Here is a 21,672-nt window from a genome sequence, read left to right on the forward strand (position 1 = left end):
GTATCACGGCCATCTAAAAATGCATGCAGATAAACTTTTGCACCGCGTTTTAATGCCAGTTCAGCCATAGCCACAATATGGTCTTCATGCGAATGTACGCCACCTTGTGACAATAAACCTAAAATATGCACTGCACCATTCGCAGCTTTGGCTTTTTCAACGGCATCGACCAGCACTTCCTGCTCAAAAAAAGCACCGGTACGAATATCTTTGGTAATACGGGTAAAATCCTGATACAGCACGCGACCTGCACCAAGGTTCATATGACCCACTTCAGAGTTGCCCATTTGACCATCAGGCAGGCCAACATCTTCACCTGAACCTGAAATCAAACCATGTGGATGCTTTTGTTGCATAGCAGTTAAATTTGGTCGTTTTGCTGCCAGGTAAGCATTGTCTTCGACCGCTTCGCGATGACCCACACCATCCATAATTACCAATACGTGAGGGATTTTGCCAGCAGTTGCATCCGTCATAATGAACACTCTTTTGTTTACAATTTCATCGTTATATCTTACCGAATTTTCGGTCAAGACTCTATGTGCAGATCATGACTAAAGCTGATCATGCACCTTGTTTTTATCACTGTAGGGTCTGCTAGCGTGCGCGTCGTAGCAAATAACCACCGATCAGCATCATCAGCACAATCGGCACAAACACGAACCAGGCCGGTGATGGGGAATAGACCAGACTTGCATAGCCCAAAAAGTCCTGTAGATAGAAGAATCCCAGGCCAATAAATAAGGCAATGACCAGACGGAAACCCATCGACTGTTGGCGTAAAGGGCCAAAAATAAAGGAACAGGCAATCAGCACCAAGGCAATCAGTGCAAATGGTGAACCGACTTTTTGCCAGAATGCCAGCCTGTAGGTTTTCGGAATCTGGCTATATTCATGCATATAACTCATGAAACTGACCAACTGACTTGGCGATAGCTCTTCCGGGTCAAGCGTGACCATATGCACATATTTCGGTTGCAAAGCCAAAGACAGAGGAAGCTGTTCTGCTCTCACCAGCGAAGCATTGCCTTGCGGCAGAATATCCATCTGTGAAGTGGTTTGTAGATCCCAACTGCCATCTTTTACAAACTGGCCTTTTTCTGCAACCAGCACACCTTTTAATTGATAATCGTCATTAAAATCAACCAACTGAATGTAATTTAGCTGGCCTTTGGCATTGGCATAATCAATATAAATAAAGCGCTGGCCTTCACGGGTCCAATAGCCTCTCACCTCACCCAATGAACTGACACTGCGGTGATCTTTGACGCTTTTGGCCTGCTCATTGGTATAGGGAATGACCCATTCACTGAGTACAAAGGATAAAACCACCAGAATCAGCGCTGAACGAATCACCCAGCCGACAATGCGCCATAAGCTCACCCCGACCGAGCGCATCACCACCAATTCACTATTGGAAGCCAACGTGCCTAAACCCAGCACAGCACCAATCAGGGCAGAAATAGGCAAGATTTCATACAGATAACGCGGTGCACCCCACAATACATAGACAAAAGCCTGCCAGGCACCATAGTTTTCATTCAGTGAACCCAATTCACCCAAATAGGTAAACAATACTTGTAAAACTGAAAGTACTGCTGTGGCACCCAACATTGCTAAGGCAGTCGTTTTGGTCACATGTTTCGCAATAATTCGACGTGCTAACATTTTAAGACCTCGCCTGCTGAATTCGTTTCTTGATTTTCGGTGCCAGTTTCTGTTTCCGGGAAAACAGTGCTGCGGTAATAGCATAGACCATCAAAACCACAGGATACGCCCAGATCCCCATTTCATCTTTACTGACCCGGGTTTTAACTGCCATCAAGGCTACAATCAAACTGGAAAAAATCAGTAAAGCCGGGAACAGTTTTAAATAACGGCCTTGACGCGGACTGACCTCACAAAGCGCAATTGCCAGTATTAAAGCAGCCACAATAGAAAATGGCACGAAGATCCGCCAGCCCAGTTCGCTTGCGACCACAGGATCATTACGGTTGTTCCAGAGTTTTGAAATCGGTAGCGCTTCTACTTCAGAACTTTCAAACTTGGCTTCCTGATCACTTTCCAGGCGTAAACGGTAAGACTGAAATTCAGCCTGGGTGTATTTTGGTGTTCTCGGGAAAATTTCATAACGGCGTCCCTGAACCAAATCGACAATACTGGCCGTTTCGTCAGGAGCTTCCACACGGGTGGCTTCTTTGGCCAAAATCATGATGTCAGGTTGACCGGGTTTTTCGGCACGCTGATAGAAAAACACGTCTTTCAGATTACGACGGTCTTCCGACAAATCACCAGCATAAATAGTATAAGGGCCTGAGGAAATAAATTCTTTAGGACGAACCAGGTCAAACCCGGTTCTTACCGCCTGCTTAGTGGTCAGTGCTTCAAACTGGCGAATACCCCAAGGAGACATCCAGATCATTAACACCGTTTGCACAGCAAGAAAAGCCAATGTTAACGGAATGAGTAAACGCCCCAGCTGGTTACGGCTGATACCACTACCATTCAATACCGCCATTTCATGATCGACATAGAGACGACCCAGCACCAGCATCAAGCCAATAAAAAAGCCGAGTGGAAGAATTAAAGTTAAAAATTCTGGCAGTCGATAGCCAATAATGCTGAACAAAATACTGGCATCTAAACGGCCTTGTGCCGCTACACCAAAGTACTTGATCAGTCGACCACCCATCATGATTAAGGTCAATAAAGCAATCACTACCAAGGAGGTAGACAGCACTTGCTTGACCAGATAACGCCGAATAATCAAATTAATTCTTCCAAAAAAAGGGCAAATAAAAACTAGCGCTAGTTTACCCGAATGGTGAAAATATAAAACCTATACTGTTGTTGCGCATTGAAACTCTATTCATAGAAATGTTTCAATGGTTTAATGGTTTGCAATCTTTCAAAGGCATGAATACAAAACATGAAACTGACAATTAATACGTCATTCCAAGAGAATGCATCTAGCCCATATTTGTTGATATTAGTTGATTCTGAGCAGTTGCAAAAGGTCTCTACAACTTATCAAATCAATGATTTAAATAGTTTAGTCGAAGCAGCACAATTCAAGGCGAGCCTAGGCGAATCTTTACCCCTGATCGGGAAAGTAGCGGCATGTCTGAATACCACGCTGATTGGCCTGGATAAAGCAGCTGAAATTCAGCCGGCTAAATTAGCAAAAATTGCACAAACCATTATCAAAGCGTCACAAAAAAAATTCAAACAGATCAGCATTGATATTTCTGCTCTCGCTCCAGAGCAGCATTATTTATTTGCACTGGCGCTGACTCAGGCAAGTTACGCCTTTGATGAATACAAATCCAAGAAAAATGAATTTGTGCTTGAACAAATTCAGCTGATTGCTGCAAACAGTAGCTTAACCCCGCAGCAGTTAAGTTTGATTCATGCAGTGCAATCCGGTCAGAACCTGGCCCGTGATTTAGGCAACCGTCCAGGCAATATCTGTTTTCCTGAATATCTGGCAGAACAGGCCCAAGCCTTGGCTGCAGAATATCCGGACTTGCTGAAAGTGACGGTAATCAATGAACAGCAAATGGCAGACTTGGGCATGAATGCCTTCCTTGCCGTGAGCAAAGGTTCAGACCGTCCAGGTCGTGTAATTACCCTTGAATATAAAGCTCATACCGAACAAGCGCCTGTTGTACTGGTCGGTAAAGGCGTAACCTTTGATACAGGCGGTATTTCACTCAAGCCGGGTCTGGGCATGGATGAAATGAAATTCGACATGTGCGGCGCAGCATCAGTACTGGGCACCATGCGTGCGCTGTGCGAATCTAAACTACCGATTCATGTGGTCGGTGCCATTGCCGCGGCTGAAAATATGCCTTCAGGTCATGCCACCCGTCCGGGTGATATCGTGACCACCATGAGTGGTCAAACAGTGGAAATTTTAAATACCGATGCCGAAGGCCGTTTGGTGCTATGCGACACCCTGACGTACATCAAGCGTTTTAATCCGGCGCTGGTGATTGATATTGCAACCTTGACCGGTGCCTGTGTAGTCGCTTTGGGTTCAGTATTGTCAGGTTTATTTACGCCAGATGACGAATTGGCTGCTGAAATTACCGCTGCTGGCCAGGCTTCTTTTGACCGGGTATGGCGCATGCCGGTAATTGACGACTATCAGGAACAGTTGGATTCGCCATTTGCCGATATTGGCAATATTGGTGGGCCTAAAGCCGGTTCTGTGACTGCTGCATGTTTCTTGCAACGTTTTACCCGTGAATATCGCTGGGCACATCTAGATGTTGCCGGTACGGCATGGAACTCAGGTACAGCCAAAGGTGCAACCGGTCGTCCGGTGCCATTACTGGTTCAGTTCCTGGCCAATCGTGCGCAGTCAAATGGCTAAAGTCAGCTTTTATCTGTTTGAAAAAAGCAATGAACGGCAGGTGCAAAGCACTTGCCGTTTGTGCCGCAAGATTCTGAAACAGCCTGCACAGATCTGGCTGTATTGCGAAAATACCGACTTGCAGCAGCAGCTTGATGAACAGTTGTGGAGTTTTGATCCCAGCAGTTTTATTCCGCATGGTATTGATCAGGAACAGGCCAGCATTTGCATTTCATCGCGTTTGCCGGAACAGTCGGACTGGATCGTGTTTAATTTTAACAATCAAGCCCTTGAACAGATTGATAAATTTAGTCACATTATAGAAATCATCGAAAATAATGAATCGGCAAAACAACTGGGTCGTGAAAAATTTAAACAATATCGACGCTTAGGTATTGAGCCACGAACGTTCAAGCTTTAACCGATCAATTGAAATAAGGAGAGATGTGGTGGCATTAAATGTCGGTCAAGATTTTAAACAGCGCTGGTTAAACGTACCGGAAGCTGTTCGTCAGGCATTTATAGATGACTTACACCGCGTCTGCAATGTCCTCAAACCTGAAACCAATATTCATAAGTGGCTGGAAAAAGACAAAGAAGCCCAGCAGCAATCTTATGAAAAAATTGAACGTGCTTATGTCGAACGAAAAGCTCAGCTGATTGAAGAAGCGCGTATGCGCAAGCAGCGTGCTTTAGAACAGTCGCTAGAAAATAAGCGTGCCGAGCAGGCGGCTTATGCACAGGCATTACAGTTAGATGAAGACAGACAGTTTGCCGAACAAGTTCATACCCTGGCTTTTATGCGTCAAAATATAGAGCACGAAACCCAAACCTATACTGCCCGCTATCACAAGAATCCGGAAGGCAGTGCCATGAACTTTGCCAAAGGCATGCGATCGATCCCGGATACGAAAATATTATCGGAACTGGAAAGTGTGCGTTTACGTCTGGAACTGGAAGCTGAAACCCTGATTGAGCAAGCGGTGACAGCATTTCGTGCCAAGTTACTTCAGGCCAGTCAGGAAGAAATTGAATATATTTTAAAACATTCCAATTTATCTACAGATAAACCTGCATCTTAAGGTTTGATGATGCTGGCTTGAGGCATTTTTTAATGTTGTTGTTATGATAAAAACAGTCCATTTCGGTGGACTTTTTATTGGGCTCATTATTTGAAATGAGTCTTGAACCTTTTGTAAGGTACTAAAATTAAAACAAGTCTACGGCGAGACCAAGCATATTGCCTGCCCCATAACCGATTCCCAGTAATACCGCAATCCAGATTAAACCGCCGGCCACATTATACAGCATGAAACTCAAGATATTCATATGCCCTGCCCCTGCAGCAAAGGGAGCAAAGGAACGTACAAAAGGCACAAAGCGGGCCACTAGAATGGTTTTACCACCATGCTTGGTAAAATAATTGTTGGTTTTCAGGATATATGCGGGTTTTAAGAAGCGGGAATGTTCATGGAAAAATTTAAAGCCCAAAATCTGCCCGGTATAGTAATTGACGATATAACCCAATACTGCAGCTATAAACAGTAACAGTCCCATGGTGTTTAAATGGATCACATCTGTAGTTGAGCAGAGGGCACCAATTGCAATCAGCAGGCTGTCCCCCGGCAAGAAGAACATAAACACAGAACCGGTTTCTGCAAAGATAATCAGAAATAAAATGGCATAGATCCACAGACCATACTGATCCAGTAAAGTCGGTAACCATTGTTCGATATGCATTATAAAATCAAGCATTTACCGATACCCTTTGCCATCTTGATATGTGCATCACAGATTAAAAACCATCGCTCATGAATAAAAAAACAGCCTGACTTTTCAATCAGACTGTTCTCTATTCTAGGGACTTTTACTTCAAGAAGCCATTTTCTGCCAAAAATGCCATGCTCAATTTAGACTGTTCTTTGACTTCAGCAGCTTTATCACCCAGCATCAAACGCTCGATATAACGCGCCAACACATCCACTTCCAGATTCACTTTCGCCCCGGTTTTCCAGGTGCCGATATTGGTTCGTTCAGCCGTATGCGGAATCAGATTCAGGCTGATAATATTGCCGCGTAAATGGTTAATGGTCAGGCTAATCCCGTCCACGGTCACCGAGCCTTTTTCGGCCAGGTATTTGGCAATTTCCGCCGGTGCCGTTACCTCATAATAAATAGAACGGGCATCTTCACGCACCAGTGTAATTTCACCCACTGCGTCGACATGGCCACTGACAATATGTCCACCAAAACGGGTGGTTGGCAACATGGCTTTTTCCACATTGACCGGTTGACCCACTTTCCAGGTACCAAGTGTCGTACGGTTTAAACTTTCGCGCGAAACGTCAGCAGCATACCAGTTATCGCCCCATTCAATCACGGTCAGGCAAATACCATTGGTGGCAATTGAATCACCCAAATGCACATCAGACATGTCGAGATCGGTGCCAATACGCAAACGTACATCACCGCCTACGCTTTGCAAGCTCTCTACTTTACCTAGACTTTCAATAATGCCTGTAAACATAACTTTTTCTCTAATTCTGTCGTTGTTTTACCACAATGCCAGTTGCGTACTTACACCCGTCGTATCCACACCACCCAGTTCAGCAAAATGATACAGTTGACCCAAGAGCTGACGCAGTGGCGGACCGGATTTGGCATGCGTATCGGTAATCACAATAAATTCTAGCACACGTGCACGTTCTGACTGGCGTTGCTTGCTGACCCGATAACGCGGGACATCTTGCGTCAACAAGGTTACACGACCACGTTTTAAATTTGCCTGCAGCAAATCACCCGCTTCAATATTACCATCGGTCGAATAGCTGGTCAGAATATAACGTGCATTAATCGTTGCCAACAACTTCTCGTAGGCTTCTTTGGCATACTTGGAAGAATTGTACTGACTCGGGCGTTCTTTACGCCAGGCACGGTCAATCCCGCTCTTGAAACCTTTGGTATCCGGACTCGGTAAATCTGCCTGATCCCACAGCGTCAAGGCATTCAACACGTGATAATTACTACTATAAGCATGCTGGTTATAAGGTGGATCCAGATAGGCCACATCCACCTCAAAATTACTCATTTGGTTGGCAAGATGTTGCGCATCGACACACCACATTTCTGCTGCCGGTTTTTTCGGCCCACCAATCTCGCAGAAACGGCTTGGCGTCAGCCAGAGCAATGATTCAATCCGTTCCAAAGCAGTTTGGGTTTTACCGCCCCAGCCATGATGGAAACTTTTGAATACCCCTGAAGTATTACTGACAAAACTGGCTGAATACAGCAGAGGTGCAAGCAGGGCCGACATCTCGACATCATTAATGGCGCCTTGTGCTTGCCAGGTTGCAATCTGCTGGCGGATGGCATCAATACGCATCCCGTTACGACGCTTGAAGAACAAACGGTCACGGGTCGGATCATAAATTTCATCGTTACGCGGACACAGGTTATGTGTCACCCAGCCTTTCACTTCAGGCAAACGGTTCAGATAATCAATGGCTTTTTGATACCCACCCAGCTCTTTAAAAGCCGGGGCTTCTGTACAAGATAAAATGGCGCTGTTTAAAGCATGGCTGTACGGTTCCCAATCATTGGCAATCACGCGATAACCATTTTGCCGCGCCAAACGTGAAACGACGCCAGAGCCTGCAAAAAAGTCAGCAAAAATCGGGGCACGACCATTGTGGCTATTTAAGGTTCCTGTACTCTCAAGTGCTTCCAAAATCAGATGCAGTAAACGCCGTTTGTTGCCTAAATACGGAACAAGCTGATTGAAAAGATATTCATCTGTGGTACGTGCTGAATGACGACGTTTATGATAAACCGAAGACTCTGAATTCATACTGTCTCTTGAGAAGGGATTAACCTTAAGCGCACATCATTCCCGACTTGGGTCAGGTCTATGAGCTTAAATCGAAGTTGCTCTGCCATACGGTCAAATTCCGCATTAAACATCGCACGAGCTGTTTGACCTAAAAAGGTCGGTGCAACATAGCTGATCATTTCATCGACCAAATGCTGCTGCAAAAAGGCCGTGGATAATGTTGCCCCTGCTTCCACCAGCACATCATAAATCTGATGTTGGGTAGATAAGGTCTGTAGCAAGTCTTTTAAAGGCTGTACTGACAATTGTAGCACGCCTAAATCAGCCAGTTCCTGACGCAACGGCCCCATGACCATGACTGTTTCGGGTTGCTGCAGTATTTTTGCAGTCAGAGGTAAACGCCCTTGACGATCCAGCACCAGACGTTTGGGCTGAACAATGGTGGCGATGTCTGCAACACCATTGAGCTGACGTACATTCAGCTGACAATCATCCGCCAGAACTGTTTCAATGCCAGTAATGACTACACCGGAGATGGCACGCCAGTGTTGTACATCCTGACGTGCTTCAGTGCCAGTAATCCATTTCGATTCACCCGAGGCCATAGCAGTTCGGCCATCCAGGCTGGACGCTACTTTTAAACGCACATAAGGTATGCCTGTTGCCATGGCTTTTAAAAAACCTTGGTTCAGCTGATGAGCTTCTGCCTGACAGATGCCGACTTCAACTGCAATGCCGGCATCTTTTAAAATCTGCACGCCCTTGCCTGCCACCAGCGGATTGGGATCTGGACAGGCCACAATGACTTTCGCTACCCCTGCTTCAACCAGACCTTTAGCACACGGCGGGGTACGGCCATAATGTGCGCAAGGCTCCAAAGTCACATACGCTGTTGCACCCTGGGTGTGTTTACCGGCCTGACGCATGGCAAACACTTCGGCATGCGGCTGTCCTGCTTTAGGATGAAAGCCCTCACCCACCAATTGACCATCTTTAACAATGACACAGCCAACATTCGGATTGGGCTTAGTTGAATATTGTCCAAGTTGTGCTAACTCAATCGCACGTTGCATCCAGAGCTGATCTGACTGAATGGAATCTTGTTTTAACTCGGACATTGCATGGCTCTTGGAAAATAAAATTTTAGTGTTCGCGCTGTTGCATCTGTTCAATTTGACGACGGAAGGCTTCAACATCCTGGAAATCTTGATAGACCGAGGCAAAACGGACATAAGCCACATGATCGAGGGCAAATAAAGCTTGCATGACAATTTCACCAATGGTCCGGGATTTTACATCTCGTTCACCTAAACGGCGAATCTGCAACTGGATATCGCTCAGTACTGTCTCAATCTGCTCTTGGGTCACCGGTCTTTTTTGCAAAGCATGCATCAGCGAACGACGCATTTTTGCTTCGTCAAACGGTTCACTCTTGCCATCAGATTTAATCACCCGTGGCATCACCACTTCATAGGTTTCAAAGGTGGTAAAACGTTCTCCGCAGCTGATACATTCACGACGTCGACGAATCTGGCAGCCTTCGGCAGCCAAACGCGAATCAATCACTTTACTATCTGCAGCGTTGCAAAATGGACAATGCATAGCGGTTTAATTGAACAAATCAAATCGGATTTAGAGTGTAGCAAAAATTCTGTGCTTTGTAGAGGCTTACGCAAGATATGGAAAAAAAACAGCCCTTCCGGGCTGTTTCACACAATATATTGATTATGTCGTTTAGTGTTTATTCTACTCGTTCGCCATGTTGACTTAAGTCTAGACCCATACGTTCGTCATCATTGGCAACACGGATACCAATCACCAGATCAATCACTTTCAGAATGATGAAGGTCAATACTGCAGAGTAAGCGATGGTTGCCAGGACACCTTCAAGTTGTACCCATAATTGATGCATCATATCTGTCGGTACTTTATCGCCCATGATGAATTCACTGGCAAATACAGCAGTCAGGATTGCACCGACAATACCACCTACACCATGCAGACCAAAGGCATCCAAAGAGTCATCTGCTTTAAGTGCACGTTTAAGCGCTGTAATGCCCCAGAAGCAGACTACACCACCAATCAGACCCATGGCTAAAGCACCACCTACAGTCACGAAACCTGCTGCTGGTGTAATCACCACCAGACCGGCAACTGCGCCAGATGCACCGCCCAATACAGACGCTTTACCACGAATCACTTTTTCAGTAATTAACCAGGAGATTGCAGCAGCCGCAGCAGCAACTTGAGTCACCACAAGTGCATAACCTGCTGAACCATTTGCACCGAGTGCAGAACCACCATTGAAACCGAACCAACCCACCCAGATTAAGCTAGCACCCACTACAGTCAATGCCAAGTTATGCGGAGCCATTGATTCACGGCCCAAGCCCATACGTTTACCCAGCATGTAAGCAGCAACCAAACCTGCAACACCCGAGTTGATATGTACAACAGTACCGCCAGCGAAGTCTAATGCGCCGTCATTGCCTAACCAGCCGCCACCCCATACCCAGTGGGTAATTGGCGCGTAAACAATCACACTCCAAAGCGTAATGAATGCAACGAAAGCACCAAATTTCATACGTTCTGCAATCGAACCGGTAATAATAGCTACAGTAATGATGGCAAAAGTCATTTGGAAAATGACAAATAGAATTTCTGGAATGGTTCCGGTTAAGGCATCTGTGGTAATTCCAGAAAGCATGACTTTATCCAGATTACCAATGAAAGCATTACCGCTACCAAAAGCCAGGGTATAACCAATCACCACCCAGGTAATACTGACAATGGCTGCAGCAACAAAGCTATGTGCCATAGTGCCTAGAACGTTTTTCTTACGCACCATACCGCCGTAGAATAATGCGAGGCCTGGAATAGTCATGAGTAAAACCAGTGCTGTAGATACTAAAATCCACGACGTGTCACCTGTATCTAATTTTGGTTCTTCTTCGGCAGGTGCTGGTGTTTGTTCAGCTGGAGCAGGCGCCGCAGCTAATTCAGAATTTGTTGTTTCAGTAGTTTCAGTGACTACTACATTTTCAGAAGGAGTGGATGCTGCTGTTAGCGCTTCTTCAGCCCATGCAACAGAACCACCTAAAAGTGCGCCAGATAAACTCAGCGCAATCAGCATTTTTTTCATTCGTATCCCCCAACCTAGTTTTTTTGAGTTACTAGCTACTCAGCAAACTTCATGCCAAATTAAACAGCATCTGCACCTGTTTCACCGGTACGGATACGGATGACTTGTTCTAAATTAGTAACGAAAATTTTACCGTCACCAATTTTACCTGTGCTTGCCACGCGAGTAATCGATTCAATCACTGAATCAACCATTTCATCGCTAATCGCGATTTCAATTTTTACTTTAGGCAGAAAATCAACAACATATTCTGCACCACGGTAAAGTTCAGTATGACCTTTTTGACGACCAAAGCCTTTGACTTCAGTTACAGTGATCCCTTGAACACCAATGTCAGAGAGTGCTTCACGCACATCGTCTAATTTAAAGGGTTTTACAATTGCAGTTACGAGCTTCATGTTTGTTTTCCTTCGGCTTCTTTCACCAGTAAGGTTTTATGTTCAAATTTCGTGCCAAAAATTCTAAGGTTGGGGGAATAGAAATTTCGACACGAGTTTTCTTTATAACCTATTTTATACTTTTACATGAAGTCTGAGTTTTAAAAAGTAGACATTTTTACTATAAAATTAACGATTTTACATATCAGATAAAGCTGTATCCGGTCGTGTAGGGCTATGGTCCAGGTAGGAGCAATGTTACACTACAGCCACTTCTCCATCCTTATATGGACACTGCAATGATTGAAACCTTATTACAAGCCATAATGGAACAACTCGATCAACCGAAAAAAGATATTGAACATAATTTACGGGCCTTGCTGAATGAAGCAGTCAGCAAGATGGATCTGGTTTCCAAAGATGAAATTGAACGTCAACGTACCGCATTAAATAATGCCAACCTGCGCTTGAATGACCTGCTTAAACAAGTTGAAGCTTTAGAAATTAAAATCAAGAACAATAAATAAGCACTTTTTTAGTGCATAAAAAGACTAAAAACGATTAAAAATAACGCACTACAATGGAACAATAATAAATGTCTTTTGCAAAAATTTACACTCGGGGTCTGCTTGGACTTCATGCACCTTTAATTGAGGTGGAAGTTCATGTCAGTCAGGGTTTACCTTCTTTAACCATTGTCGGGCTTGCTGAAGCAGCAGTCCGTGAAAGTAAGGACCGGGTCCGTTCGGCCATTATTAATAGTGGTTTCCAGTTTCCTACCAAACGTCTCACCATCAATTTAGCGCCTGCAGACTTGCCTAAAGATGGCTCACGGCTGGATTTGCCCATTGCTTTGGGAATTCTGATTGCCTCAGGTCAACTGCCTGAAAATGTGACCGATCAGCTGGAATTTATTGGTGAACTGGCTCTGGATGGTCAACTTCGTCCCATCAGCGGCATTTTGAGTATTGCGATTGCCTGCCAGCAGTCTGGACATCAACTGATTTTGCCAGAACAGAATGCCCAAGATGCTTCACAACTGCCCAATTTTGAAGTATTTGCAGCTCATCATTTGAAAGATGTCTGCGAACATTTATCCAAACAACATCCGCTGCCACAATATCAGGCCAACACTACCAACCCTATAGATCAATACAAATTTGATTTAGCCGATGTTAAAGGTCAGCTCCGTCCACGGCGTGCTTTGGAAATAGCAGCGGCCGGCGGCCATTCCTTATTGTTTAAAGGCCCGCCGGGTACTGGAAAAACCCTGTTGGCTTCACGACTGGCCAGTATCTTGCCGCCTTTAGACATGCAGGAAAATTTAGAAGTAGCCAGTATCTATTCGGTGGCCAATAGCTCACATCCCTTTGGGCAGCGCCCTTTTCGTGCGCCACATCATACCGCTTCCGCGATTGCCTTGGTCGGTGGCGGTTCGCATCCCAAACCCGGTGAAATTACCTTGGCCCATTTGGGCGTACTGTTTTTAGATGAACTGCCCGAATTTGATCGCAAGGTCTTGGAAGTTTTAAGACAACCGCTGGAATCGAAAGAAATTGTCATTTCTCGGGCCTCCAGACAGATTACCTTTCCGGCCAACTTTCAACTGATCGCTGCAATGAATCCCTGCCCTTGTGGCTATGCGTTTAATCAGGATATTCGCTGTCAATGTTCAGCAGATGCAATTAAACGTTACCAGAACCGGATTTCAGGTCCACTCCTGGATCGGATTGACCTGCATATTGATGTGCCGCCTTTGCAAGCCCATGAATTACAGGATACATCTCCGGTTGAAAATTCACAGACAGTACGGCAACGGGTCATTCAGGCCTATGAACAGCAAATCCAACGGCAGCAATGCCTGAATCATGCTTTAACGCCGCAACAGCTGGAACAGTTTGCCTCTCTCGATGTGCAGGCACAAAAAATCATGGAAATGGCACAGCAACGCTTGAACCTGTCTGCGCGCGCTTATCATCGGGTATTACGTGTTGCACGAAGTATTGCCGATTTATCGCAGCATGCTAATATTCAAAGCCAGCATTTAACTGAAGCTTTGTCCTATCGGACGCAACAGGGCTAATCCGAAATGCATAATTTACTTATCCGTAGTGAAAATCCGGCTGATCATGCTGCAATTAGCCAAGTGATTGAACAGGCATTTAAAAAGCAGCCCTATTCCAGTCATCACGAACAGTCCATTGTCGCTGCACTACGCAAGGCCAATGCACTGACAATTTCTTTAGTCGCTGTTTTAAATCAGCATATTGTCGGGCATATCGCAATCTCACCTGTACAAATTTCTTCAGGTGTACCGGGTTGGTATGGCTTGGGTCCGGTCGCGGTTTTACCCGAATGGCAACTGCAAAGGATCGGTTCAGCACTCATCCAGGCTGCTTTGGTTCAATTAAAAGCTCATGCAGCAAAAGGTTGTGTGGTTTTAGGTGATCCGGATTTTTATGCCGAATTTGGCTTTAAAGCCGCGCCTGAACTTATTTTAGAAAACACCCCACCCGAATATTTTCAAGCGTTGCTTTTTGAGGGAAATTTTCCACAAGGTACTGTGACTTATCATAAGGCTTTTAATACTTAAGCCTCATAAAATACAGGATAAAGAAAAAGGCGATTCACAAGAATCGCCTTTTAGTATTCATTAACTTAGAAGCTGTATGATAAGCCCAGTACCACTTTATTTTTTTGCTTGGTATCCAGACGGTCATAACCACCTAGAATATAATCTAGGCTCATAGTAGCGCCACTGTCAGCAAGAGGATGACTTAACCCTACAGTGAAATGACGGAAACCAAAAGTTTCGGTCGTACCTTCTTCAGGAATAAAATCACCTGCGCTATCGTTATAGTAGTAAAGACCTAGCTTGGTATTCAAAGTAAAATCACGCGGCAATCCGTAACTATAGCTGCCCAAGAAATAGGTATCACCTGTATTACCCCAAGTTGTATCCTCAAGCAAAGTTTGCGCGGTAATACCAAGACCCTTATAATTCAAGCCCAACATGGTTTCGAAACCATTTGCATCACTTGTACCTAAGTCATAATAATAATAATAAGTAAAACCGAGTGTATAGCCTAGATCTTCAGTGATTGCTCCTTTATAACCCGCATAAAAATCACTTTCAAAAGCATTATCGGGATTTAGTTCTGTAGGGTCGCCATAACCGAGTGTCGATCCCCAATAACCTGCGTAAAGACCGGAAGCATGGCTATAATCAAGTCCTCCTTGTAAGGCTAAATTTTTATCTTCCGGAGCATTGGTAATACCACGTAAGTTATAGCTTGAAAATACACCAATATTACCTGTAATGGTATGTTCTGATGCAGGTGCCTCTTCTGCGAAAGTAAATGTAGATGCTGCGCCTAATACAGCCAGAGATAATGCTTTTAAAGTTAATTTCATTGTTTGATTCCCCCACATCGTACTACGACGGTTTTTTTGGTTATTTCGATAAACTCAATGAGGTAATAGCAATTGCTATGCCAAAAGCAAAATAAGATCTCTACAAGTCATCCAGAATAAAAAATAAATAGATTTATCATTTTGTTTTTATTAAGTTTTAATTAATTCAAACAAACCTATCTGCAATACAGTTTATTCGCCGCCATAGCCAGTTTGCTCAGCATTAAAACTTATTTCAGCTTTAGAGCAAGATTCATATTTACTTACATCATGCCTCTTTTTAAGGCTATTTTTTCATCAGTTTTTTTCATTATGCATAAAAAAAGTGCACAATTTTGAAGCAAACCGTACACTTTAAATCATTTCAACTTGCAGCAAACTTAAAAACTAAAATTTAAGCCCAATACCACCTGATCATCAAAATCTGTATCAAAACGATCCTTGCCACCGACCACATAATCTACAGAAGCATTCGCTGCAGTATTGGCAATTTCTTTGCTTAAACCGATACGCGCTTCATTGAATGCGACATCATTTTTGGTTTCAATTACACTGTCATCACGGCTGCTATTATAAATAGACGCGCCTAACGATGTGTTTAACATAAAGTTTTGCGGTAAAGCATAACTATAAGCTGCGCTTAAATACACATCTCCTGCATTACTAAAAGAAGCATCTGTCAGCATTACAGCCGTACTTAAAGTTAAATCTTTATAAGCCAGTTCACCCAATACATCGAATGCAGCCGTTTTACGTTTATCGCCATTTTCGCCATATACCGTACCGCCATTTTGATAGTAATAAGCTGTCCCTTGAAGCCTATAGCTCCAGTCCTGATTTAACTCCTTGCCATACGCGACATAAAAATCATGTTCAAAACCATGATCTTTATTTTCATCAGAAGGATCATAACCGATGGTCGAGCCCCAGTATCCCAAGGTTATTCCGCTGTTATAAGCGTATTCAAGTCCAGCTTGTAGAGTGACATCTTCATTTTCCACACCACCACGGTAAATATATTTATTCACCACAGCAAAACTGCCTGTTAGCTCTCCATTTTCTGCTGCAGATGGATTTTCTTCAGCAAGTGCAGACATTGCACTCATAGAAAGTAGTAAAAATAACGCAATTTTGTGTGAAGTTTGCAGCATCACCACTCCTTAGAGAATCAGCTTGAGATTCTTGTTTAAAGATAAATTTAGCTGCGGATTCTAAAACTTTTTTATACTTTTTGGTCAATTTTTTTAAATCATTACTCCTTAGCTATCTTTTACTAAACACCAATTAAGTCGCTGAGCATTGAATTAAAATATATTTTTATATTGAAAAAAATTAGATGATACTTCCACAAATATGAGCATTTTTTAAAGTTTTAAACTCTTCCTTTACTTTTCTTCTGATCATTGATTAATCGGGGCGTTGAACACATATTAGACTAAAGTATAAAACAGCAAAGTTTCATCAAATGAAGCTTAAATTGAGGAATTCCACTCCCTATTTATGACCAGGATTACACAACACATCATTTATAATTTAAATATATTATTGTTTTATAAAATAATTTTAATAAACAGCAAATATTAAATATTTTTATTGACTAAAAGGTATAAAACTATATTAAAAAAATGTGTAACTTTAATTAAATAAAATGTATTAAAAAATGATTTTTTTGCTATACATTACGTATACAATTCCTTCAATTTCTTTATCCTGTTTTGTATAAGGCCTTCTCCCAATGCAAAAATCACAAAAACTTACTTTAGCAGTTTTAATTCAGGCTGCATTAATCTCAACAGCATATGCAAGTGAGCAAAGCGAATCTAAAGGCTTTATTGAAGATGCTAAAGGTTCTGTACTTTTCCGTACCGGTTATATCAATCGTGACAAGAAAGCACCTGGGGTCAAAGATCAAAGCTCTGCTGCACAATCTGCAATTGTGAAACTCGAGTCTGGTTTTACCCAGGGTGTGGTAGGTTTTGGTGTAAATGCGGTAGGTGATGCTTCATTTAAACTGGGCGAAAACAAAAATGCGAATAATGGCATGATTCCTAAGCATGCACCGACTGCAGAAAATCCAAATGGTGACGCTTATGACCATTGGGCTCGTGGTGGTGCAAGTGTTAAAGCACGTGTTTCCAATACAACTGTTGAGTATGGTACTCAAGTATTAGATATCCCTGTTCTTGCAAGTAATACAGGCCGTATGGTTCCTGAATATTTCACCGGTGTGCTTGCAACTAGCCACGAAATTGAAAATTTGGAAGTTATTGCGGGTAAATTCACGAAGAACCAGTATTCAGATCAAATCAATTCAGATGGCAATGAATTAGACCGTGCTGTGGTTTGGGGTGCAAAATATAAATTTAATGACCAGCTTAATGCATCTTATTATGGTTTAGATAGCAAAAATGCTCTAGAACGTCATTACGTCAATGCCAACTATAAACAAACTTTGGCTAACGACAGCTCGCTCACTTATGATTTTAGTGGCTATCACACTAAATTCGATAAAAATGCATCAACCTATTCAGCAACAGGTGAAACTGCTGTTGATTATGCAGACACAGGCATTGCTGGTGTAGAAAAAACTAATAATATCTGGGCAATTTCAGGTACTTATAATACTGGCGCCCACAACGTCATGTTGGCTTACCAACAAAATACAGGCAATGTTGGTTATGATTATGGTGGCAATGCTGATGGTAATCAAAGTATTTATCTACCAAACTCTTACCTGTCTGACTTCGTTGGCAACCATGAGAAATCGGCACAAGTTCAATATACTTATGATTTTGGCGCAATGAATGTTCCGGGCTTAACCTGGACGACTGCTTATGTCTATGGTTGGGACATCAATGTTGCTGGTAAAACAGGTGAAGGTAAAGAAAATGAATTCTTTAACCAGGTGAAATACACTGTTCAAAGCGGTTTTGCCAAAGATGCCAGCTTACGTGTACGTAACTCAATTTACCGTGCTAACGATGTATATGACAATGCCTACATTGGCGACACCAACGAATGGCGTTTATTCTTAGATATTCCTGTGAAATTATTTTAATTCACAGTAAGTTTAAAAGATAAAAAAACCTGCACAATGTGCAGGTTTTTTTATTTAAGCATTTCAGGCTAAATTCGAAACAAACAATTATTTGTTTGCTTCTGCATAAGCTGCAATTGAGCTCAATACTTCTTGTTTTGCAACATCAGCACCTTCCCAACCACTTAACTTAACCCACTTACCTGGCTCTAAGTCTTTGTAGTGTTGGAAAAAGTGTTCAATTTGGCTGATCAAAAGCGGAGGAAGATCGGTATATTCCTGAACGTCTTTATAGATTGGTGTTAATTTATCGTGCGGTACTGCAACCAGTTTCGCATCAACACCACCATCATCTTCCATGTTCAATTTACCTACCGGACGGCAGCGAATCACTGAACCTGGTTCAACCGGGTGTGGAGTCACAACCAATACGTCAAGTGGGTCACCATCAAGTGACAAGGTGTTTGGCACATAACCGTAGTTTGCTGGGTAGAACATTGCAGTACCCATGAAACGGTCTACAAATAATGCATCAGAATCTTTATCGATTTCATATTTGATTGGTGCTGCATTTGCAGGAATTTCAATAATTACATAGATGTCGTTTGGTGCATCTTTACCCGCTGGGATATTGCTGTAGCTCATAGCATCACTCTTAAACAAGTTAAATCTTTTTAAACCGCGACGATTATAACGGTTTTTGCGTATTAAATAACTTTTCGATTATACATCTGCTGAGTGAAAATATGTATTTCCACAGTTTCAGGCTTATGTGGTTAATTTAATGACCAGTAGCAAGAGGCAAATCGGACAAAGTAAGGACAGGGTCCAGATAATCGAACGCAAAGTAGCCCAATTGGCTAAATAACAGATTCCGTAAAAAATACGGAGTAAAATATAGGCTATACCAAAAGTCATGATCAAGTTTTGAGAAACCACCATATATTCTGCCATTAAAATAGAGGCAATAAATAAAGGTAAACTTTCAAAACTATTTTGTTGTACCGCATTGGCACGGGCGGCCAAACCTGTAGTTTTAGTCAGAAATTCACGCGGGTTTTGATTATCTCGTGCTTTAAAACCTGCTGTTTTTTTCGCAATTGCGGTAAAAACATAAGGCAATAAACATGCGATTAAGATGAGATAGATTATTCCGCTAATGCTGTGCATCTCATTTTTCTCATTAAGATTTTATACTGCCTATCATAGCATGGTGTTTTCGCAATATTTTTTGTAAATTATAGTGTTTTTATAAATGAGCAATAAGGGTCCATGATGGTCAATCCTGATCAAGAAAAACTGTTTGATGTACTCGAAAAGCAGCGTCAGCATCAACGTAAAGTGGATCGTGTACTCAAAGTTGTATTGCCTATCGTTGCGTTCTTGGTGGCTACCATTTGTGCCAATATGAATGCCGGGTCTATGTTAGGTACTCTAGTCATCTTAATTGTGGCTTTGTGGATGGTTACGATTAAACGCCAGCCTTTATGGTATTGGTTAGGCACCATTTTTATCTATTGCCTGATCGACAACTATTTCAGCTATGGCAGCTTGTATTTACCCGGTTTCAGTCGTCAATTTGGCACCATGTTCAGCTTTGTCGGTATTTTTGGCATCGCCCGTCCTTATATTGACCGATGGCTGTTAAAAGATTAAAGCCCAAATAAAAAAGCGCCGATCACGGCGCTTTTTTATTGCAGTATTTATGCAGTTTTACGCAAGTCTTTACGCAAGATTTTACCTACGTTCGATTTTGGTAATTCATCCATAAATTCAACATAACGTGGGCGTTTATAGCCTGTTAAGTTTTCTTTAGCGAAAGCAAGTACTTCTTCAGTGGTAAGTGATGGATCTTTCTTCACCACAAACAGTTTAGGTACTTCACCTGATTTTTCATCAGGTACACCAATCGCAGCAACTTCCAACACTTTAGGGTGTTTAGAAATGACTTCTTCAATTTCTGAAGGATAAACGTTAAAGCCAGACACCAAGATCATATCTTTTTTACGATCGACAATCTTGATATAACCGCGAGCATCCATGATGCCGATATCACCGGTACGGAAGAAACCGTTGATCATGACTTTTTCAGTTTCGTCTGGACGGTTCCAGTAGCCTTTCATGACTTGCGGACCACGAATCGAGATTTCGCCCTGCTCGCCAAGTGGCACTTCATTGCCGTCATCATCCAGAATTGCAACTTCAGTTAACGGTAACGGAATACCAATAGTGCCGCTAAATTCAGTTGATTGTGGTGGATTCGCTGTAGCAACCGGTGAAGTTTCAGATAAACCGTAACCTTCAATAATATTGGTACCGGTAATTTTCTTCCATGCTTCAGCAGTAGAAGGCAATACTGCCATACCGCCGCCCATCGCCATTTTCAATTTGCTATGGTCAAGCTGTCTAAATTCTTCATTGTTTACCAATGCATTAAACAGGGTATTTACTGCCGGGAAGAATGATGGCTGGTATTTACGTAGCTCTTTCATTACCGCAGGCAAGTCACGCGGGTTTGGAATAAGAACGTTCGCCTGACCTTTATACATGCCATACAACGCACACACCATGAATGCAAAGATGTGATAAAGCGGTAAGGCACAGAAAATGCGGTCGTCCGGCTGCCCATCTTGAGCACCAAATTTACTTTGGAAAATACCGTCACACTGCAACATGTTCGCAACCAGGTTACGGTGAGTCAGTTCAGCACCTTTAGAAACACCCGTAGTACCACCGGTATATTGCAATACTGCTGTATCACTTAAAGTCAGGTTTGGACGCTTATAATTGCTTGCGCTGACTTTAGACATTGCTGCGTTAAAACGGATATGTCCTGGAATATTCCAAGCCGGAATTTGCTTACGTACTGAACGTAAAACAAAGTTCACCAATGTCCCTTTTAAGGCGCCTAGCATATCACCCACAGAAGCAACGACAACGTGCTTCACTGGAGTCTTACCAATAATTGCTTGGTAAACTGTTGCAAAGTTTTCAACAATAACAAGTACTTCTGAACCTGAATCATTTAATTGATGCTCAAGTTCACGAGAAGTATAAAGCGGGTTTACGTTTACAAGTACTAGACCTGCGCGGAAAATCCCCAATGCCACGACAGGATATTGAAGCACGTTTGGCATCATTACAGCCACACGTGTACCTTTTGCCAACCCCAAACTTTGTAAATACGTTGCAAATTTACGGCTTGCTTCTTCCAACTCATTAAAAGTAAGCACTTTATCCATAAAAATAAAGGCGTCACGTGAGCCAAATTTCTGGAAGTTGCGCTCAAATACATCCACTAATGAGGTATTTTCAGCTGGTAATTCTACAGTTTCTGGAATCCCTGTCTTTTGGTATTCAGCGAACCAAATCTTTTCCATAATGCCTATTACTCCAATCTTAATCCTTAGTTTTTAAACTGTTTTTGTCTTTGTTGAACCTAGTTTTTTCCTTTTATGGTGTTCAACAAAGCATCCATTTGCACGAATTACACCATATATAGCGTATTTCATATCA

22 protein-coding genes and 1 pseudogene are annotated in these 21,672 nt (G+C 42.8%); 8 read left to right on the forward strand and 15 right to left on the reverse strand.

The window, feature by feature from the left end; genetic code table 11:
- From B4C48_RS09370 to lptF, 3 genes and pseudogenes are all read right to left on the reverse strand, one after another.
- Window positions 1-476, reverse strand: a pseudogene (locus tag B4C48_RS09370) (2,3-bisphosphoglycerate-independent phosphoglycerate mutase); the annotation flags it as partial.
- A 121-nt stretch (window positions 477-597) separates the two neighbouring features.
- Window positions 598-1,668: an LPS export ABC transporter permease LptG gene (gene lptG / locus B4C48_RS09375; RefSeq protein WP_291355813.1), complete on the reverse strand. Its 1,071-nt coding sequence runs from the start codon at window positions 1,666-1,668 to the stop codon at window positions 598-600.
- 1 nt (window position 1,669) lies between these two features.
- Window positions 1,670-2,770 carry an LPS export ABC transporter permease LptF gene (gene lptF / locus B4C48_RS09380; RefSeq protein WP_291355815.1) on the reverse strand — a complete coding sequence of 367 codons (1,101 nt, stop codon included), beginning with the start codon at window positions 2,768-2,770 and terminating at the stop codon, window positions 1,670-1,672.
- Between the two features lie 159 nt (window positions 2,771-2,929).
- Here lptF and B4C48_RS09385 point away from each other — a divergent pair, with 159 nt between their 5' ends.
- Genes B4C48_RS09385 through blhA form a run of 3 tightly spaced genes read left to right on the forward strand, consistent with a single transcriptional unit; the run spans window position 2,930 to window position 5,439 of the window.
- Window positions 2,930-4,378 (forward strand): leucyl aminopeptidase, encoded by a 1,449-nt coding sequence (locus B4C48_RS09385; RefSeq protein ID WP_291355817.1) that lies wholly within the window; start codon window positions 2,930-2,932, stop codon window positions 4,376-4,378.
- A complete protein-coding gene (locus B4C48_RS09390) occupies window positions 4,371-4,778 on the forward strand; it encodes a DNA polymerase III subunit chi (RefSeq protein ID WP_291355819.1) in 408 nt (135 codons plus the stop codon). Before B4C48_RS09385 ends, B4C48_RS09390 begins: the two co-directional genes overlap by 8 nt.
- Before the next feature lie 25 nt (window positions 4,779-4,803).
- Window positions 4,804-5,439 carry a cell division protein BlhA gene (gene blhA / locus B4C48_RS09395; protein ID WP_291355821.1) on the forward strand — a complete coding sequence of 212 codons (636 nt, stop codon included), beginning with the start codon at window positions 4,804-4,806 and terminating at the stop codon, window positions 5,437-5,439.
- Window positions 5,440-5,566: 127 nt separating this feature from the next.
- Here the strand turns inward: blhA and B4C48_RS09400 are convergent, their stop codons facing one another.
- The 7 genes from B4C48_RS09400 to glnK form a co-directional block, all read right to left on the reverse strand.
- Complete coding sequence (locus tag B4C48_RS09400; protein WP_291355823.1) at window positions 5,567-6,112, reverse strand: VTT domain-containing protein; 546 nt, start codon at window positions 6,110-6,112, stop codon at window positions 5,567-5,569.
- Window positions 6,113-6,224: 112 nt separating this feature from the next.
- A complete protein-coding gene (locus B4C48_RS09405; RefSeq protein ID WP_291355825.1) occupies window positions 6,225-6,884 on the reverse strand; it encodes a riboflavin synthase in 660 nt (219 codons plus the stop codon).
- Window positions 6,885-6,911: 27 nt separating this feature from the next.
- Window positions 6,912-8,204 (reverse strand): DNA adenine methylase, encoded by a 1,293-nt coding sequence (locus B4C48_RS09410; protein WP_291355828.1) that lies wholly within the window; start codon window positions 8,202-8,204, stop codon window positions 6,912-6,914.
- The gene (ribD, locus tag B4C48_RS09415; protein WP_291355830.1) at window positions 8,201-9,304 is read right to left on the reverse strand and encodes a bifunctional diaminohydroxyphosphoribosylaminopyrimidine deaminase/5-amino-6-(5-phosphoribosylamino)uracil reductase RibD; all 1,104 of its coding nucleotides are present in this window, start codon (window positions 9,302-9,304) and stop codon (window positions 8,201-8,203) included. The genes B4C48_RS09410 and ribD overlap by 4 nt, the downstream gene beginning before the upstream one ends.
- Before the next feature lie 25 nt (window positions 9,305-9,329).
- Window positions 9,330-9,788, reverse strand: a complete 459-nt coding sequence (gene nrdR, locus B4C48_RS09420; protein ID WP_086174158.1) for a transcriptional regulator NrdR — start codon at window positions 9,786-9,788, stop codon at window positions 9,330-9,332.
- Window positions 9,789-9,927: 139 nt separating this feature from the next.
- A complete protein-coding gene (locus B4C48_RS09425; protein ID WP_291355833.1) occupies window positions 9,928-11,328 on the reverse strand; it encodes an ammonium transporter in 1,401 nt (466 codons plus the stop codon).
- Between the two features lie 59 nt (window positions 11,329-11,387).
- On the reverse strand, window positions 11,388-11,726 hold the full coding sequence (gene glnK / locus B4C48_RS09430) for a P-II family nitrogen regulator (protein WP_086174160.1): 339 nt from the start codon (window positions 11,724-11,726) through the stop codon (window positions 11,388-11,390).
- 278 nt (window positions 11,727-12,004) lie between these two features.
- On the opposite strand from glnK, the gene B4C48_RS09435 reads away from it, so the two are divergent.
- The 3 genes from B4C48_RS09435 (at window position 12,005) to B4C48_RS09445 (ending at window position 14,298) form a co-directional block, all read left to right on the forward strand.
- Window positions 12,005-12,232, forward strand: coding sequence for an accessory factor UbiK family protein (locus B4C48_RS09435; RefSeq protein WP_291355836.1), 228 nt, complete (start codon window positions 12,005-12,007; stop codon window positions 12,230-12,232).
- A 68-nt stretch (window positions 12,233-12,300) separates the two neighbouring features.
- The gene (locus B4C48_RS09440) at window positions 12,301-13,788 is read left to right on the forward strand and encodes a YifB family Mg chelatase-like AAA ATPase (protein WP_291355838.1); all 1,488 of its coding nucleotides are present in this window, start codon (window positions 12,301-12,303) and stop codon (window positions 13,786-13,788) included.
- Window positions 13,789-13,794: 6 nt separating this feature from the next.
- A complete protein-coding gene (locus tag B4C48_RS09445; protein ID WP_291355840.1) occupies window positions 13,795-14,298 on the forward strand; it encodes a GNAT family N-acetyltransferase in 504 nt (167 codons plus the stop codon).
- Between the two features lie 65 nt (window positions 14,299-14,363).
- On the opposite strand, the gene B4C48_RS09450 is transcribed toward B4C48_RS09445, so the two are convergent.
- On the reverse strand, window positions 14,364-15,119 hold the full coding sequence (locus tag B4C48_RS09450) for a TorF family putative porin (protein ID WP_291355842.1): 756 nt from the start codon (window positions 15,117-15,119) through the stop codon (window positions 14,364-14,366).
- Between the two features lie 380 nt (window positions 15,120-15,499).
- On the reverse strand, window positions 15,500-16,270 hold the full coding sequence (locus B4C48_RS09455; RefSeq protein WP_291355844.1) for a TorF family putative porin: 771 nt from the start codon (window positions 16,268-16,270) through the stop codon (window positions 15,500-15,502).
- 584 nt (window positions 16,271-16,854) lie between these two features.
- Between B4C48_RS09455 and B4C48_RS09460 the strand changes: the two genes are divergently transcribed.
- Window positions 16,855-18,177 (forward strand): OprD family outer membrane porin, encoded by a 1,323-nt coding sequence (locus B4C48_RS09460; RefSeq protein WP_291355846.1) that lies wholly within the window; start codon window positions 16,855-16,857, stop codon window positions 18,175-18,177.
- 87 nt (window positions 18,178-18,264) lie between these two features.
- Here the strand turns inward: B4C48_RS09460 and ppa are convergent, their stop codons facing one another.
- Both ppa and B4C48_RS09470 read right to left on the reverse strand, forming a co-directional pair.
- A complete protein-coding gene (gene ppa, locus B4C48_RS09465; protein ID WP_005233448.1) occupies window positions 18,265-18,801 on the reverse strand; it encodes an inorganic diphosphatase in 537 nt (178 codons plus the stop codon).
- Between the two features lie 123 nt (window positions 18,802-18,924).
- Entirely contained in the window at window positions 18,925-19,326 is a 402-nt protein-coding gene (locus B4C48_RS09470) for an MAPEG family protein (protein ID WP_291355852.1), read from the reverse strand.
- A gap of 105 nt (window positions 19,327-19,431) precedes the next feature.
- Between B4C48_RS09470 and B4C48_RS09475 the strand changes: the two genes are divergently transcribed.
- Complete coding sequence (locus tag B4C48_RS09475; protein WP_291355901.1) at window positions 19,432-19,812, forward strand: hypothetical protein; 381 nt, start codon at window positions 19,432-19,434, stop codon at window positions 19,810-19,812.
- A gap of 47 nt (window positions 19,813-19,859) precedes the next feature.
- On the opposite strand, the gene B4C48_RS09480 is transcribed toward B4C48_RS09475, so the two are convergent.
- Window positions 19,860-21,536 carry an AMP-binding protein gene (locus B4C48_RS09480; protein WP_291355854.1) on the reverse strand — a complete coding sequence of 559 codons (1,677 nt, stop codon included), beginning with the start codon at window positions 21,534-21,536 and terminating at the stop codon, window positions 19,860-19,862.
- Window positions 21,537-21,672: the final 136 nt, after the last annotated feature.

The sequence above is a fragment of the Acinetobacter sp. UBA3106 genome (assembly GCA_002365595.1).
GTDB lineage: Bacteria > Pseudomonadota > Gammaproteobacteria > Pseudomonadales > Moraxellaceae > Acinetobacter.